Origin of the sequence: Kluyvera sichuanensis (genome assembly GCF_014218705.1) — a bacterium.
GTDB classification, from domain to species: Bacteria; Pseudomonadota; Gammaproteobacteria; order Enterobacterales; family Enterobacteriaceae; genus Kluyvera; species Kluyvera sichuanensis.
In genome coordinates, this window is the sequence record NZ_JABBJF010000004.1 from 162,174 (window position 1) to 178,401 (window position 16,228).

Consider the following 16,228-nt stretch of genomic DNA (forward strand, 5'->3'; position numbering starts at 1 on the left):
GAAAAACTTCGGTGATAAAAATCACTCTCTTTCGATTTTTTTTATTAGTGGCACAAATATGAAAAAAACATTATTAGCAGCCGGTGCTGCACTGGCGCTCTCCGCATCTTTCACTGCTAACGCAGCAGGCGACTCTCAACCTCAGTATGTCTCCGACTGGTGGCATCAGAGCGTAAACGTGGTGGGTAGCTATCACACCCGCTTCTCGCCAAAGCTGAATAACGACGTATACCTGGAATATGAAGCGTTTGCCAAAAAAGACTGGCTCGACTTCTACGGCTACATCGATATTCCTAAGACCTTTGACTGGGGTAACGGCAACGATAAAGGCGTATGGTCTGACGGCTCTCCGCTGTTTATGGAGATCGAACCGCGCTTCTCTATCGACAAGCTGACCGGTGCTGACCTGAGCTTTGGTCCGTTCAAAGAGTGGTATATCGCGAACAACTATATCTACGATATGGGTGACAACAAAGGCAGCCGCCAGAGCACCTGGTATATGGGTCTGGGTACCGATATCGATACCGGTCTGCCGATGGGTCTGTCCCTGAACGTGTATGCCAAATACCAGTGGCAGAACTACGGTGCCGCGAACGAAAACGAGTGGGATGGCTACCGCTTCAAAGTGAAATACTTTGTGCCAATCAGTGACCTGTGGGGCGGCAAACTGAGCTATATCGGTTTCACCAACTTCGACTGGGGTTCCGATCTGGGCGACGAACCTAACCGTACCAGCAACTCCATCGCATCCAGCCACGTTCTGGCCCTGAACTACGATCACTGGCACTACTCCGTCGTTGCCCGTTACTTCCATAACGGTGGCCAGTGGCAAGGTGGCAATACCCTGAACTGGGGCGAAGGCGATTTCAGCGCTAAGTCTACCGGTTGGGGTGGTTACTTTGTTGTAGGTTACAACTTCTAAGTTCGACACCGCAAAAAAGGCCAGAGGTTTCCCTCTGGCCTGTTTCGGGCGCATGCTGCCACGCGGGCGGCAGGTTCGCCCACCTCGCTTTATCTCTGACTATGCCACCAGCCTAAAAACAGACCTGTCGCAATACCGACCAGCGTAGGTGCGGCCAGATCGTGCCAGACAATAATGCAAACTTCCGTGAGCGTCATACAGCCGCCTTGGTTGCAATGGCAACGGTTCGCGGCTATCCTCAACTTGTCTGGAGTCAAGTTAGCCCCCGTTATGTTGCCGGTGAATACCGAACAATGTGCGGGGGTTTTCTCTTTCCAGCGACAAGGCCACCGGGGATCAAGCCCCCGCAACACTGCGCCTCACCGGGAGACCCGGCTTGCCGCTGATTCTACTCCGCTCACCACTATCTTCATGATGTAAAAACAAAAAAATCCCGACCTTGCGATCGGGATTCCAGCAACGATGTACGCGTTACAGCACGTCGGCTATTTCTTTTTGTTCAGCATCGCTTTCAGGTCAGCGAACGGGTTGTAGGTCGCCTCGCCCACGTCTTTCTGCGCATCTTCCCCGGCGACGACCGTAGAACCGTACTGGTCTGCCTCGGTGTACTTCGAGTGTTCGTGATCGTGACAGAACAGGCACAGGAGCTCCCAGTTGCTGCCATCTTCCGGGTTGTTGGTATGGTCGTGATCCATATGGTGAACCGTCAGCTCACGCAGGTTGGAGTAGACGAACTCGCGCGAACAGCGCCCGCAGACCCACGGAAACAGTTTCAGCGCTTTTTCACGGTAGCCGCTTTCCAGCCGCACGTAGTTTTTTGGGATGATGGCCATAATGACTCGATATGTCGTGTTCAATGTAAGGGAATACGCACAGTCTAAATGGGCAATAAAAAAGCCGCAACACCCTACGGCGTTGCGGCTTTTATTCGTGCCCTCAGAGCGGCAGATTACGGCAGAATTGACGGCTGATCCGCCCCTTCTTTCTCCACTTTCTGCTGCAGCATATGCTCACGCTTCATACCCAGCTTCAGCGCCAGCGCCGAGGCTACGTAGATAGACGATGCGGTACCGATGGAAACACCGATAAGCATAGTCAGCGAGAAGCCTTCCAGTACCGGACCACCGAAGAGGTACAGCATCAGAATAACCACTAACGTGGTACCGGACGTAATCAACGTACGGTGCAGCGTCTGGGTCAGCGACACGTTAAAGATTTCGTACGGCGTACCGCGACGAATCTTGCGGAAGTTTTCACGAATACGGTCAGATACCACGATACTGTCGTTCAGCGAGTAACCGATGACCGACATCAACGATGCCACGATGGTCAGGTCAATCTCGATATGGAACAACGACAGGATCCCGAGCGTAATGATAACGTCGTGCGCCAGCGCGATAACCACACCTGCCGCCAGTCGCCACTCAAAGCGGAAACCGACGTACACCAGGATAGAGATCAGCGCGACAATCAGCGCCATCGCACCGGTTTGCGCCAGATCGGCCCCCACGCTTGGCCCAACGAATTCAATACGCTTCACGGCAGCATTCTGACTGGTGGATTCGTTAATCACACTCAGCACTTTGCTACCCAGTACCTGTCCACCATCCGCACCTTTGGTTGGTGGCATACGTACCATGATGTCATGGCTGCTGCCGAAGTTCTGCAGAAGCGGATCAACGAAGCCCGCTTTCTCCAGCGCATCGCGCATTAAGTCCATGTCCGCCGGTTTTTCCAGCGTAATTTCAATCACCGTACCGCCGGTGAAATCGAGACCCCAGTTAAACCCGCGTACGCCCATCACCACGATGGCCGCGATCAGCAGGAAACCTGAGATGCCGAAAGCCCAGTAGTCCCAGCGCATAAAGTCATAGACTTTACGGCCGTGGTTTAATTGTTCAACACTATATTCCTGTGCCACATCGCACTCCTCAGATTGACAGCTTTTTGACGCGCTTGCCGCCATACAACAGGTTTACGATGGCACGCGTACCGACAATCGCGGTAAACATCGACGTTGCCACACCGATACCGGTAGTAATCGCGAACCCTTTAATTGCCCCGGTGCCGACTGCATACAGGATCAGGACTTTAATCAGCGTCGTAATGTTCGCATCGAAGATGGAACTGAACGCGCCGGCATAGCCCTCGTTGATTGCCTGTTGTACCGAACGTCCGTTACTCAGTTCTTCTTTAATACGTTCGTTGATCAGTACGTTAGCATCGACCGCGACCGCAAGGGTTAACACAATCCCCGCGATACCCGGCATACTCAACGTCGCGCCCGGCAGCAGTGACATGATACCGACGATCAGTACCAGGTTAGCCAGCAGTGCGCTTGTCGCGATCAGACCGAACTTCTTATAGAAGAAGAGCATGAACAGGATAGAGACCACCAGACCGGCCAGACACGCTTCCAGACCTTGCTTGATGTTCTGCATACCCAGGGTTGGGCCGATAGTACGTTCTTCAACAATCTGAATCGGTGCAATCAGCGCACCGGCACGCAGCAGCAGAGAGAGCTGACGCGCTTCATTCGGGTTGCTGATACCGGTAATACGGAAGCTGTTGCCCAGACGAGACTGGATGTTGGCAATGTTAATCACCTCTTCCTGTTTCACCAGAATAGCGCGACCGTTAGCGTCTTTCTTACCGCTGTCTTTGTACTCCACGAACAGGGTCGCCATCGGCTTACCGATGTTGTCCTTAGTGAAGTTAGACATGATGTTACCACCCGCGCTATCGAGCGAGATGTTAACCTGCGGCTGGTTGTACTCATCCTGGCTTGAAGTGGAGTCGGTGATATGGTCACCGGTCAGAATCACGCGCTTGTACAGCACAACTGGCTGACCTTCACGGGTATCTTTCACTTCGGAGTCGCCCGGCACGCGGCCAGAGGCAGCCGCAGCCTGGTCAACGTTGGTGTTTACCAGACGGAATTCCAGGGTCGCAGTCGCACCCAGAATCTCTTTCGCACGCGCGGTGTCCTGAATACCTGGCAGTTCAACCACGATGCGGTCAGCACCCTGACGCTGAACCACTGGCTCAGCAACGCCCAGTTGGTTAACACGGTTACGCAGAATGTTGATGTTCTGCTGAACCGCATATTCGCGGGCTTCGCTCAGGCGAGCATCGGTCATCACCGCACGCAGCGCAGTGCTACCCTGGCTGGAAATCACCAGATCCTGATGGCGCTTGCTCAGATAAGAGATCGCTTCATCACGCGCATTGCTATCACGGAAAGTGATGCTCAGACCGTAGTTGTCTTCTTTGCGAACGGTAGTATAAGGAATGCCTTTTTCACGCAGGTCACTGCGCAGGCTATCGATATTTTGCTCCTGGAGTTTGCCCAGCGCAGTGTCCATATCCACTTCCATCAGGAAGTGCACACCACCACGCAGGTCAAGACCGAGCTTCATTGGCTCTGCGTTAATCGCAGCCAGCCAGCGCGGTGTTGCCGGAGCAAGGTTAAGCGCCACGACGTATTTGTCACCCAGCACGTTTACCAGCGCTTCACGCGCACGCAGCTGGATGTCGGTGGTGTCGAAGCGCGCAAGAATAGCGCCCTCTTCCAGTGCCACAGACTTAGCGGTAATTTTTTCTTCTTGTAACGTTTTCTGGACCTGGATCAGCGTTTGCTCACTGGCGGCGACGCCGCGCACGCCAGTGATTTGAACGGCCGGATCCTCACCATACAGGTTGGGAAGCGCATACAGCAGACCGACGACAATAACGACGATCAGCATGACATACTTCCACAAAGGATAACGGTTTAACACGGCAGTTCCCTTTGGGAAAACGAAATATTACAGCGCCTTCATGGTGCCTTTCGGCAGAACGGCAGCTACGAAGTCACGTTTGATAACCACTTCAGTGGTGTCGTTCAGTGCGATAGCAATGTAGCCAGTTTCCGCTACTTTGGTCACACGACCCACCAGGCCACCGTTCGTCAGCACTTCATCGCCTTTCGCGATGGAGCTCATCAGGTTTTTATGCTCTTTGGTACGTTTTTGCTGTGGACGCAGGATCATGAAATAGAAGATCAGGCCGAAAACCACCAGCATCAGAATCAGAGACATCGGGCTGCCCTGCGATGGAGCCCCGGTTGCTGCTACCGCATCAGAAATAAAAAAGCTCATTCAAATTCCCTCATTATTAAAATTAATCAACGTTCAAAGGTGGAACGGTACGCCCCTGGCGTTGGTAGAAATCGGTCACGAAGCTCTCTAATTTACCCTCTTCAATAGCCTTGCGTAAACCAGCCATTAAGCGCTGATAGTAGCGAAGATTATGAATGGTATTGAGGCGCGCGCCCAATATTTCGTTGCAACGGTCAAGATGATGCAAGTATGCACGCGAATAATTGCGACAGGTGTAGCAATCACACTCGGCATCAAGCGTGCTGGTATCGCTCTTATGTTTAGCATTACGGATTTTCACCACACCGTCGGTCACAAAGAGATGACCGTTACGGGCGTTACGCGTTGGCATAACGCAGTCAAACATATCGATACCGCGACGAACGCCTTCAACCAGGTCCTCTGGTTTGCCAACGCCCATCAGGTAACGCGGTTTGTCAGCAGGGATCTGCGGGCAAACGTGCTCCAGGATACGGTGCATGTCTTCTTTCGGCTCACCTACCGCCAGGCCGCCGACAGCGTAGCCATCAAAGCCAATCTCCACCAGACCTTTGACGGAGATATCACGTAAATCTTCGTAAACGCTGCCCTGAATGATGCCAAACAGCGCATTTTTGTTGCCGAGGCCATCGAAACGGTCGCGGCTGCGTTTAGCCCAGCGCAGAGACATTTCCATCGAGCGCTTGGCGTAGTCCCAATCCGCCGGGTACGGCGTACACTCGTCGAAAATCATCACGATATCGGAACCGAGATCGTACTGAATTTCCATCGATTTTTCCGGATCGAGGAAGATCGGGTCGCCGTTGATAGGGTTGCGGAAGTGCACGCCCTGCTCGGTGATTTTACGGATATCGCCCAGGCTGAAGACCTGGAAACCGCCGGAATCGGTCAGGATTGGCCCTTTCCACTGCATGAAATCATGCAGGTCGCCGTGCAGCTTCATGATTTCCTGACCCGGGCGCAGCCACAGGTGGAAGGTGTTGCCAAGAATGATTTGCGCGCCGGTCGCTTCTACTTCTTCCGGCGTCATGCCCTTAACGGTGCCGTAGGTACCCACCGGCATAAAGGCAGGCGTTTCAACTACGCCACGATCAAAAACCAGGCGGCCGCGGCGAGCGCGACCGTCTGTGGTATCCAGTTCAAATTTCATCTTTACTCCTGCGTCAGAAAAACAGTCCGACGTTAAATTCTCATGCCGGGAACTTACTCCCCGACACGCTCAAAAATAGCCTGCGGATTGTACGTGATAAACATGGCATCACCGTAACTAAAAAAGCGATATTTTTGTTCTACAGCAGCCTTATAGGCGTTCATGGTGTGCTGATAACCGGCAAAAGCGGACACCAGCATAATCAGCGTCGATTCTGGCAGGTGGAAGTTGGTCACCAACGCATCAATCACCTGGTATTGGTAGCCTGGGAAAATAAAGATTTGCGTGTCGCCGAAGAACGGCGCAATCAGCTCATCTTTTGCCGCCTGCGCTGCGCTTTCCAGCGAGCGAACGGAGGTGGTGCCGACGGCAATCACGCGGTTGCCGCGCGCTTTCGCCGCCAGTACCGCATCAACCACGTCCTGCGGCACTTCCGCGTATTCGGAGTGCATGATGTGGTCTTCAATGCTGTCAACGCGCACCGGCTGGAAGGTACCCGCGCCCACGTGCAGGGTGACAAACGCCATCTCGATGCCCTTTTCACGAAGCTTCGCCAGCAGCGGTTCGTCGAAGTGCAGGCCCGCGGTCGGTGCCGCAACGGCACCTGGTTTTTCGCTATACACGGTCTGATACAGCTCGCGGTCAGCGTCTTCGTCCGGACGGTCGATATACGGCGGCAGCGGCATGTGGCCGATAGCATTCAGAATATCCAGCACGCTGCGCTCGTCGTCGAACTCGACTTCAAACAGCGCATCATGACGCGCAACCATCGTTGCCTTAATGCTTTCATCATCGCCCAGCAGCAGTTCCGCACCCGGCTTCGGCGCCTTAGAGGCGCGAATATGTGCCAGAATACGTTTATCATCCAGCATACGCTCGACCAGTACTTCAATCTTGCCGCCGCTGGCTTTACGGCCAAACAGGCGCGCCGGGATCACGCGGGTATTGTTAAAGACCAGCAGATCGCCAGGGTTGAGCTTGTCGAGCAAATCGGTGAAAGTACCGTGCGTCAGCGCGCCCGTCGGCCCGTCCAGAGAGAGCAAGCGACAGCTGCTACGCTCAGCTTGTGGATAGTGGGCAATCAGGGATTCGGGTAGTTCAAAGGAGAAATCGGCAACGCGCATGACTGTGACTCTGGGCTTAATAATGAGGCGGGTAGTCTAGTGCCGGGGAGACATCCCTGCAACCCTTACCCCTCCGGATAAACGTTTAACAATGAATTTTCTCGCTCACCTGCATCTCGCGCACCTGGCCAATAGCTCGCTATCGGGAAACCTGCTGGCAGATTTTGTTCGCGGTAACCCGCAGCAGGATTACCCGGCCGACATCGTTGACGGCATCTATATGCATCGCCGCATTGACGTGATGACCGATAATTTGCCGCAGGTAAAAGAAGCGCGCGAATGGTTCCGTCCCGAAACGCGCCGCGTCGCACCGATTACCCTCGACGTCATGTGGGACCATTTCCTTTCGCGCCACTGGGCACAAATCTCGCCGGAGATAGCCCTGCCCGAGTTTACCCGCTACGCCCGTGCCGAAGTCACCACGATCCTTCCGGACGCGCCAGAACGCTTTCTGACGCTGAACGAACATCTGTGGTCTGAACGCTGGCTGGAGCGCTACGGTGAGATGGACTTTATCCAGCGGGTGCTGAACGGGATGGCCAGCCGTCGCCCGAAGCTCGATGCGCTGCGCGATTCATGGCATGACCTCGACGCGCACTATGATGCGCTGGAAACGCGTTTCTGGCAGTTCTATCCGCAGATGATGGCACAGGCGAAAAACAAAGCGCTGTAGGGCTTGCATCGGGCCACGGAACGGCTATGCTTATTCCTTTGGTAAAATAATAATTGATAGGTGAATCCTATCTTATTAATCGTCATAGTCTTTTTGTGTTCCCCGCTTACCCTCCCTATACTGGCCCGCGTTGCGTTCCATTAACCTTATAAATTCAAAGGAGAACCCCATGGTTCTGGTTACTCGTCAAGCGCCTGACTTCACCGCAGCAGCGGTACTGGGCAACGGTGAAATCGTTGAGAAATTCAATTTCAAACAGCACACCCAGGGTAAAGCCACCGTTCTGTTCTTCTGGCCGATGGACTTCACCTTCGTCTGCCCGTCCGAGCTGATTGCCTTCGACAAACGTTACGAAGAGTTCCAGAAGCGCGGCGTTGAAGTGGTTGGCGTCTCTTTTGACTCCGAATTCGTTCACAACGCATGGCGTAACACCCCTGTCGACAAAGGCGGCATCGGTGCAGTGAAATACGCAATGGTTGCCGACGTTAAGCGTGAAATTCAGAAAGCTTACGGCATCGAACACCCAGACGAAGGCGTTGCGCTGCGCGGCTCCTTCCTGATCGACGCTAACGGCGTGGTTCGCCACCAGGTGGTTAACGACCTGCCGCTGGGCCGTAACATCGACGAAATGCTGCGTATGGTTGATGCGCTGCAGTTCCACGAGCAGCACGGCGAAGTGTGCCCGGCGCAGTGGGAAAAAGGGAAAGAAGGCATGAACGCGTCTCCAGACGGCGTTGCTAAGTACCTGAGCGAGAACGTTTCTAGCCTGTAATCGGCTGACGTTTCGTCAAAAAAAGGCTCGCATTGCGCGAGCCTTTTTTGTTTCCCCGGCGTCAGCGGTGCCGTTTTAGAACGAGAAGCAAGAACAGCCAAGCGCACCCCAGAAGGCACGATCGTCAGATACCGGAATACCAGACTGACGCGCAATGTCATGCTGATGCCCGTGTACGCCGCAGCTGCCGCAGCACTGGTGCATCTGAACCACCGCGCCGATATGCTCAGAACCCGGAGGCGCGGAGCGATAGTGGCCCGGTACTTTCACCACTGGCGACCAATCCGGCACCACCGGAATCGACGGCGGGGCGATCGGCGTGAAGTGCCCGGCAGCGTAGACCACGCGGCCATCGACAATCGTCATCACCGACTCAATGCCTTTGATCTCTTCTTCCGGCACGCTGAAGTAGTCCTTCGACAACGCCACCAGATCCGCCAGTTGCCCGGCAGCAATACGGCCTTTTTTGCCCTGCTCGCTGGAGAACCAGGCGCTACCCGCGGTCCACAGTTCCAGCGCGACATCGCGCGGCAGACGGTTTTCATCGTCATACATCGCCATACCGCCGACAGTGCGCCCGGAAACCAGCCAGTAGAGCGCCGTCCACGGGTTGTAGCTTGCCACGCGGGTGGCGTCCGTCCCCAGGCCAACAGGAACGCCCATCTCCAGCATTTTTGCCACCGGCGGCGTGTGTTTCACCGCGTCTTTGCCGTAGCGATCGACAAAGTATTCCCCCTGGAAGGCCATACGGTGCTGCACCGCAATCCCGCCGCCCAGCGCCTTCACACGCTCAATATTGCGCTCGGTGATGGTCTCTGCGTGGTCAAAGAACCAATGAAGGCCATTAAACGGAATATCACGGTTAACCTTCTCGAACACGTCCAGCATGCGGCTGATTGATTCATCGTAAGTGGCGTGCAGACGGAACGGCCAGCGATGTTCGACCAGGTGACGGACGACGCGTTCAAGCTCATCTTCCATCCCCGGTGGCAGATCCGGACGCGGCTGCAGGAAATCTTCAAAGTCGGCCGCCGAGAAGACCAGCATCTCGCCCGCGCCGTTGGCACGGTAGAAGTCAGTGCCCTGCCCCGGTTTCAGCATATCCGTCCAGCGTTCGAAATCCTCGACCTCCTGCTTCGGACGCTGGGTAAACAGGTTATAGGCGATGCGGATAGTCATCTGCTTATTGGCGTGCAGCTGCTCAATAATTTCGTAATCTTCCGGGTAGTTCTGGAAGCCGCCGCCCGCATCAATGGCGCTGGTCAGCCCCAGTCGGTTCAGCTCGCGCATAAACTGACGGGTGGAGTTGACCTGCATCTCCAGCGGCAGCTTCGGCCCTTTGGCCAGCGTCGCATAGAGGATCATGGCGTTAGGTTTGGCAATCAGCATCCCGGTCGGGTTGCCGTTGTTATCACGGACAATCTCGCCGCCCGCAGGAGCTGGCGTATCTTTGGTGTAGCCCACCGCCTTCAGCGCGGCGCGGTTGAGCAGCGCGCGATCGTAGAGGTGCAGCACAAATACCGGCGTATCTGGCGCGGCGTCGTTAAGCTCCTGCAGCGTTGGCATCCGGCGTTCGGCAAACTGGAACTCGCTCCAGCCGCCCACCACGCGCACCCACTGCGGCGACGGCGTACGGTCGGCCTGCTCTTTGAGCATGCGTAGTGCATCCGCCAGCGACGGTACGCCTTCCCAGCGCAGCTCCAGGTTGTAGTTCAGCCCACCGCGAATCAGGTGCAGGTGTGAATCGTTAAGGCCAGGGATCACCGTGTGACCATGCAGGTCGACAATCTGCGTGCCTTCGCCCGCCCAGGACATCATCTGCGCGTCGCTGCCGACGGCCAGAATTTTGCCGTCGGCAATGGCCACCGCGTCCACGAGCGGCTGTTGCGGGTCAAGCGTGTGAATCTGCCCCTGGGTTAAAATCAGGGTAGCGGTTTGTGACATAGCGTTCTCCTCGCGTCGGTTCAGGCTTTTTTCAGCCAACCGGCAAACAGGCGGGTCACGATGGGCATCCAGAACCAGACCACCAGCGCGACCACACAGGCATCATTGATAAAATGCAGCGACAGGGTTCCCTTTAACGACGGCAGCAGCATGCCGGTAATCGCGGGCACCAGATTGGTACTGGGGAAAATCACCAGCAGCGTTATCAGAAACTGTTTCCAGCGCTTCGGCTGACGGACGTTGGCGGCGGGCGGGGTAAACCAGAAGGCGGCTTCAGTGCGCACTTCGGTACGGTCGCCCTCTCCGAGCACCGGGGCAATCTCCTCAACCAGCTTGCGCCGCACGTCAGACTGGGTCCAGCCATAAAGGTGTTCGATGGTGTCGAAGCGGATGATGATATTCCAGGCCGTTTGCCCATCGACCGGGCGAATAACGTTGGCCCCCAGATGGCCCGGATAGTTAGCGGCGATAGGCATAATCTCGCCCAGCCAGGCTTCATACTGCGCAACGTGTTCGGGGCGAATAGCGTGGGTAATGACCAGCGTGACATGCTTTTGCGTCATGACGATAGGTTCCTTGCGCTTGCAAACCGGCGGGGTCATCGCCCCACCGGATCTCAGGCCTTAAGCTTTGCGCTCAGGCGCGCCATGCACCATGGTGTAGGCGTAATCCACGCCCATCCCATAGGCGCCGCTGTGTTCACGCACCAGATCCATCACCGCGTCGTAGGTCTCTTTACGCGACCAGTCACGCTGGTACTCCAGCAGCACCTGCTGCCAGGTCACCGGCACCGCACCGGCCTGTACCATGCGGTCGATAGAACGTTCGTGGGCATCCACGGAGGTGCCACCAGAGGTATCGGTCACCACGTAAACCTCATAGCCCGCTTCCAGCGCCATCAGCGCCGGGAAGGTCAGGCAGACTTCGGTCCACAGCGCGGAGATAATCAGTTTTTTGCGTCCGGTCGCTTCCACCGCTTTCACAAAAGCTGCGTCTTCCCAGGAGTTCATTGAAGTACGTTCGATAGGCTTAACGTCAGGGTGAACGGCGAGTAATTCTGGCCAGATATAACCGCTAAAACTTTTCGTTTCGACGGAGGTATAAATGACCGGAACATTAAATATTTTCCCGGCTTTCGCTAACGCTACGGTATTATTTTTTAATGTCTGGCGATCAATATTCGCCACGCCAAATGACATTTGTGGCTGATGGTCAATAAAAATAAGCGCAGAGTTCTTAGGGTCAATCAGTTCCCGGATAGACATAACACACCTTCTTAATCAATAAGTTAAAAGGCAACGGTCTTAAACTGCCGTCAGCAGCAGGATCCTGAATCAGAAAGCTTGTTGAGTATAGCGGGAAATTTCTAACGAGTTATTAAAGAAAACTTACCATCTTGTGACGGTAATAAATCAGCATCAAAAAAATGCGATGCTTATATCTAATTTATTCACTGGCTTTGTTTTTCACTATTCGTTACAACGTAGTGGTTTAATTTTCAGGATATTTTCCCATTATGCGAATCAATCTGGACGTACTGCTTATTCTTGATGCTCTTGAGAAACACGGAACCTTTGCCGCCGCCGCCGATTCGCTGTTTAAAACGCCAGCCGCACTTAGCTATATGATTCAAAAGCTGGAAAGCGACCTGAACATTACCCTGCTTGACCGCTCCGGGCATCGGGCAAAATTTACCGATACCGGGCGTATGATGCTGGAAAAGGGCCGTCTGCTGCTCAATGCGGCAAAAGATCTCGAAAAACAGGCGATACAGCTAACTTCTGGCTGGGAAAAAGAGCTGGCGATTGCGCTGGACGACTCATTTCCCTTTGCTGCGCTATTGCCGACGATCGACGCATTTTATGCACTGAATAAACAGACGCGCCTTAACTTTACTCACCACACGCTGGCGGGTTCCTGGGAAGAACTGACCCATAACGGCGCGGATATTATCCTCGGCGCAATTAACGAACCGCCCACCTCGGCTGCCTGGTCATATCGTATGCTCGGCACGCTGGATAACGTGTTTGTCGTCGCCCCAAATCACCCTCTGGCGACCGCCTCAGAGGGCTTAACCAACGAGCAGCTCTGTTTACATCGCGCGGTGGTGATAAGCGATAGCGCGCGGGTATGCCACCCCTTGCAGACCAACCTGATGGATGAACAGCCGCAGATTCGCGTCGACGATTTTCACAGCAAGGTGACGCTGCTTCGTGCCGGTATGGGCTGCGGGTTCCTCCCCCGCCATATTGCCAGTCCGTGGCTGGCAGCAGGAGAACTGGTGGAGAAAACGGTAAACTCGTTTCGCCAGAAAGATGTCGCCTATATCGCCTGGCGCAACGGCAGCGACGGGCTCGCTCAGCGCTGGTGGCGTGAAACCCTGCTCGCCAGCGCTGAGATTCGCCGTCTCTATCAGTGACCGATCCACACCGACGCGGAGACAGCCGGTAGCGTCAGGTCCATGCCCTCAAGCTGCGCATCGCCCTCCCGGCGCTGCCAGCGGGCCACGTGCAGCAACGGAGAGTCCGCTAACGTGATGTCGCAGGCTTCCCCGCGATTAATCCCAACCAGCACGCGCTCCGCGCCAAGTACGCGCAGGAACACCACCACATCTCCCACCGCATAGAGCACCTGGCAGGCGCCAAGGCGCAGCGCAGGCGTGGCTTTACGCAGCGCCGCCAGACGCTGGTAGAGCGCTAGCAGGTTTTTATCCTGTTTATTTTCATCCCACGGGAATGGCTTACGGCAGAACGGGTCGTTATCGCCATCCAGTCCGACTTCATCACCGTAGTAAATACAAGGCACGCCGGGCCAGCTAAACAGCCAGACCACCGCCAGCGGTAGACGCGCCACATCACGGCCGAGCAGCGATTTAAAGCGTGCCGTATCGTGGCTATCAAGCTGGTTAAACATGCGCAGCTGCTGCTGATGCGACAGCCCGGCACGGTAATCCTCCATCCACGCGATGCAGGTCTGCGCATCAATTTTCTGCGGGTCGTAGGAGATATCGGTATTGGCGAGGAAACCCCACAGCGGGAAGGTAAATCCGCGGTAGTTCATCGCCGCATCTTCCGCATCCTGCTGTAGCCACTGGCGCGCATCACCAAAGTGTTCGCCGAGCACATAGGCATCCGGCCGCGCGGCTTTCGCCGCCTGGGTTATCGCCGCCACGTGCTTCAGGTTATTCTTCGCGCCGCCCGCTTCGCCAAGCATGTGCACCACGTCCAGCCGCCAGCCGTCCATATTCCACGGCGCTTTCAGCCAGTGACGAACAATACTGTCTTCGCCGCCGTAGATTTCGTTAATCAGCGCCTGAGACTGGTAATCGAGCTTCGGCAAGCTGGCGTAGCCCAGCCAGTCGAGCGCTTTTCCCTCCGGTGAAAAGCTGTAGTGGTCGCGCCACGGTGAGTCCGGATGATGACAGGCTCCGCTCGCTGTGCGGTTGTGGCGGTCAAACCAGGCGTGAGTGTCACCGCTGTGGTTAAACACGCCGTCGAGGACGAGGCGCATCCCCTCACGCTGGGTGTGATGGCGCAGGCGCAGCAGCGCATCGTTACCGCCAAACTGCGGGTCAACTTCACGATAATCTTCGGTATCGTATTTATGCACGCTGGGCGCGGTAAATACCGGGTTCAGGTACAGCGCGGTCACCCCAAGCGCTTTCAGGTAGGGCAGCTTTTCGCTGATACCGTCGAGGTCACCGCCGTAAAAGGTCGAGCCGCCCGCTTCGGCAGTAAGTGGTTCATCCCAGTCGCGCAGAACGATGTCGTGACCGGCCGCATGATGGTGGTAGACGTTGTCCTGCCGATCGCTACGATCCGGGCTACGGGCAAAACGGTCCGGGAAAATCTGATAGAAAACCTGTTCAGTCACCCACTGCGGGCCCGCATCCGGGCTATCAAAGGCGAAAAGCGCCAGCTTGGCTGGCGGAAAGGCGCTAAAGCCTGTTGGCGAAAACCACTGCTGGCGGTCATCCCACAGCAGTTTAAAGGCGTAACGACGGCGCGGTTGGCCTTCATGCAGACCAATTTCCGCGCGCCATTGTACGATATCGTGGCTCGGCGCTTTGCCACTGCGGCGCATCGGCACCGCCATCTCTTCGTTATCGACTTCCGAGCGCATCGTCACCCGCTGCGGCAGGTCATCGCCGCGAAGCCACAGCGTGATAATGAGTTTGTCCTGCTGCTGTTTAATAAAGGGAGCAACAGGAAGGTGCCAGGCGTTCAACATCATCTATCCCCTATCCTCAAAGTGAGCCCACCTTGCCATACGACTATTGCACCCTACTCATCTTTTGTACTTTTTTGTAGGGAGGAGGACGGGGGCGGAGGGTAGCAGGCCCTCATGTCCGCGCAGTAAAGTCCTACGGGACACGAGTCTTCCAGCCTTCAGAGCAAGACAACCTTTTCATAAATATTAGTGATACGCGTCTTTTTGAGGTGATGTTCAAAGTTTTAAAAAACAATACCCCAATATTTGTGATGAACATTCAATTTATTGAATATAAATACAGAAGGCTAGCCATCCCTCTTCACATTTATTTTTTTCATCGCTAAAAGACAAAACACAACAATATGATATTAAAGCATTTAATAGACTTATTTTTTATGAGCCAAATATTTCCAACAACCTCTCAATGTGATTAATGTCACTATTTAAAAGTACAGATGTGACCTGCGTTATGATTTTCATCAACATATTTAGTCATGCTTTATCACAGGAATACGCATACATTAAGGATTAGGTAATGAATATTATTTTTAACCCTGAATTGATTGCGCTTAAGCAACCTCTTTCCAGCGCAGAACAGGCTATCGAATTCGCTGGCACATTGCTTATCCGACAAAATATTTGTCGCCCGGAATATGTCGAATCAATGCTCGAGGTCTACCAAGATTTTGGTCCCGCCATCGTTATCGACTACGGTCTGGCAATGCCTCACGCTCGGCCAGAAAAAGGCGCATTACAAACCGGGTTTTCTTTAGTCACCAGCCAGCAACCTATCAACTTTGGCAATGAGGAGTTTGACCCCGTTAACGTCATCATCGCTATCGCCGGCGTGGATGCAAATAACCATATAAGGATGATCCAACTGATTGCTTCACTCATAGAGTCCGACCTTGTGACCTTTCTTCAACAGGAGCATGAAGTTAATTCAGTATTACATTTTATCCAAAAACAAATGGAGTCGTCGTTATGTTAGTTATCAGAACAGTTTGTGGTAACGGTATTGGCAGCTCATTAATGGCTGCGAATAATGTCAAAAAAATATGTGATGAACTAGGCATCAAAGCCGACGTTGCCTCCGTTGATTTCGCTAACGCAGTAGGAGAAAAAGCCGATCTTTACGTTACCATCAAAGAATTGGCAACCCAATTTCCTGCGCACTGTAATGTCGCCATTATTCGCAGTTATGTACATAAAGCGAAAATAGCTGAAGATATTACTGAGGCACTCGCCAATATTGCTGCAACTCACTCTTAATCATTATTGAGGGAACGATC

Annotated in this window: 17 protein-coding genes; 6 read left to right on the forward strand and 11 right to left on the reverse strand. The window is 54.4% G+C overall.

The features are described from left to right. Positions 1 to 58: 58 nt before the first annotated feature. Positions 59 to 922 (forward strand): nucleoside-specific channel-forming protein Tsx, encoded by an 864-nt coding sequence (locus HII27_RS06765; protein ID WP_185667174.1) that lies wholly within the window; start codon positions 59 to 61, stop codon positions 920 to 922. 89 nt (positions 923 to 1,011) lie between these two features. Here HII27_RS06765 and HII27_RS06770 read toward each other — a convergent pair whose 3' ends face one another. The 7 genes from HII27_RS06770 to queA all read right to left on the reverse strand — a co-directional run bounded on the left by HII27_RS06770 (position 1,012) and on the right by queA (position 7,335). Then, the gene (locus HII27_RS06770) at positions 1,012 to 1,119 is read right to left on the reverse strand and encodes a type I toxin-antitoxin system toxin Ldr family protein (RefSeq protein WP_035895150.1); all 108 of its coding nucleotides are present in this window, start codon (positions 1,117 to 1,119) and stop codon (positions 1,012 to 1,014) included. 288 nt (positions 1,120 to 1,407) lie between these two features. After that, positions 1,408 to 1,755 carry an HNH nuclease YajD gene (gene yajD, locus HII27_RS06775; RefSeq protein ID WP_035895149.1) on the reverse strand — a complete coding sequence of 116 codons (348 nt, stop codon included), beginning with the start codon at positions 1,753 to 1,755 and terminating at the stop codon, positions 1,408 to 1,410. Positions 1,756 to 1,871: 116 nt separating this feature from the next. After that, complete coding sequence (gene secF / locus HII27_RS06780) at positions 1,872 to 2,843, reverse strand: protein translocase subunit SecF (RefSeq protein WP_185667175.1); 972 nt, start codon at positions 2,841 to 2,843, stop codon at positions 1,872 to 1,874. A 10-nt stretch (positions 2,844 to 2,853) separates the two neighbouring features. After that, on the reverse strand, positions 2,854 to 4,701 hold the full coding sequence (gene secD / locus HII27_RS06785; protein ID WP_185667176.1) for a protein translocase subunit SecD: 1,848 nt from the start codon (positions 4,699 to 4,701) through the stop codon (positions 2,854 to 2,856). 27 nt (positions 4,702 to 4,728) lie between these two features. Further along, positions 4,729 to 5,061, reverse strand: a complete 333-nt coding sequence (gene yajC, locus HII27_RS06790) for a preprotein translocase subunit YajC (protein WP_123649994.1) — start codon at positions 5,059 to 5,061, stop codon at positions 4,729 to 4,731. Between the two features lie 22 nt (positions 5,062 to 5,083). Then, on the reverse strand, positions 5,084 to 6,211 hold the full coding sequence (gene tgt / locus HII27_RS06795) for a tRNA guanosine(34) transglycosylase Tgt (protein ID WP_123649993.1): 1,128 nt from the start codon (positions 6,209 to 6,211) through the stop codon (positions 5,084 to 5,086). Between the two features lie 53 nt (positions 6,212 to 6,264). Beyond that, entirely contained in the window at positions 6,265 to 7,335 is a 1,071-nt protein-coding gene (gene queA, locus HII27_RS06800) for a tRNA preQ1(34) S-adenosylmethionine ribosyltransferase-isomerase QueA (RefSeq protein ID WP_185667177.1), read from the reverse strand. A 91-nt stretch (positions 7,336 to 7,426) separates the two neighbouring features. On the opposite strand from queA, the gene acpH reads away from it, so the two are divergent. Continuing rightward, positions 7,427 to 8,008: an ACP phosphodiesterase gene (gene acpH / locus HII27_RS06805; protein WP_185667178.1), complete on the forward strand. Its 582-nt coding sequence runs from the start codon at positions 7,427 to 7,429 to the stop codon at positions 8,006 to 8,008. A gap of 169 nt (positions 8,009 to 8,177) precedes the next feature. After that, entirely contained in the window at positions 8,178 to 8,780 is a 603-nt protein-coding gene (locus HII27_RS06810) for a peroxiredoxin (protein ID WP_064547849.1), read from the forward strand. Between the two features lie 75 nt (positions 8,781 to 8,855). On the opposite strand, the gene HII27_RS06815 is transcribed toward HII27_RS06810, so the two are convergent. From HII27_RS06815 to HII27_RS06825, 3 genes are read right to left on the reverse strand one after another with little or no spacing between them, the layout of a single operon-like run. After that, positions 8,856 to 10,724: an amidohydrolase gene (locus HII27_RS06815; protein ID WP_185667179.1), complete on the reverse strand. Its 1,869-nt coding sequence runs from the start codon at positions 10,722 to 10,724 to the stop codon at positions 8,856 to 8,858. A gap of 20 nt (positions 10,725 to 10,744) precedes the next feature. Then, complete coding sequence (locus tag HII27_RS06820) at positions 10,745 to 11,287, reverse strand: antibiotic biosynthesis monooxygenase (RefSeq protein ID WP_370631759.1); 543 nt, start codon at positions 11,285 to 11,287, stop codon at positions 10,745 to 10,747. Positions 11,288 to 11,347: 60 nt separating this feature from the next. Then, entirely contained in the window at positions 11,348 to 11,989 is a 642-nt protein-coding gene (locus HII27_RS06825; RefSeq protein ID WP_185667181.1) for a hydrolase, read from the reverse strand. A gap of 251 nt (positions 11,990 to 12,240) precedes the next feature. On the opposite strand from HII27_RS06825, the gene HII27_RS06830 reads away from it, so the two are divergent. After that, the gene (locus HII27_RS06830) at positions 12,241 to 13,143 is read left to right on the forward strand and encodes a LysR family transcriptional regulator (protein WP_185667182.1); all 903 of its coding nucleotides are present in this window, start codon (positions 12,241 to 12,243) and stop codon (positions 13,141 to 13,143) included. Here HII27_RS06830 and malZ read toward each other — a convergent pair. After that, positions 13,137 to 14,957 (reverse strand): maltodextrin glucosidase, encoded by a 1,821-nt coding sequence (malZ, locus tag HII27_RS06835; RefSeq protein WP_185667183.1) that lies wholly within the window; start codon positions 14,955 to 14,957, stop codon positions 13,137 to 13,139. The two genes, HII27_RS06830 and malZ, sit on opposite strands and share 7 nt — an antisense overlap. A gap of 514 nt (positions 14,958 to 15,471) precedes the next feature. On the opposite strand from malZ, the gene HII27_RS06840 reads away from it, so the two are divergent. Together HII27_RS06840 and HII27_RS06845 are read left to right on the forward strand one after the other, a co-directional pair. Continuing rightward, complete coding sequence (locus HII27_RS06840) at positions 15,472 to 15,927, forward strand: PTS sugar transporter subunit IIA (protein WP_185667184.1); 456 nt, start codon at positions 15,472 to 15,474, stop codon at positions 15,925 to 15,927. Next, the gene (locus tag HII27_RS06845; protein ID WP_185667185.1) at positions 15,921 to 16,208 is read left to right on the forward strand and encodes a PTS sugar transporter subunit IIB; all 288 of its coding nucleotides are present in this window, start codon (positions 15,921 to 15,923) and stop codon (positions 16,206 to 16,208) included. Before HII27_RS06840 ends, HII27_RS06845 begins: the two co-directional genes overlap by 7 nt. The last annotated feature ends 20 nt before the right edge of the window (positions 16,209 to 16,228 follow it).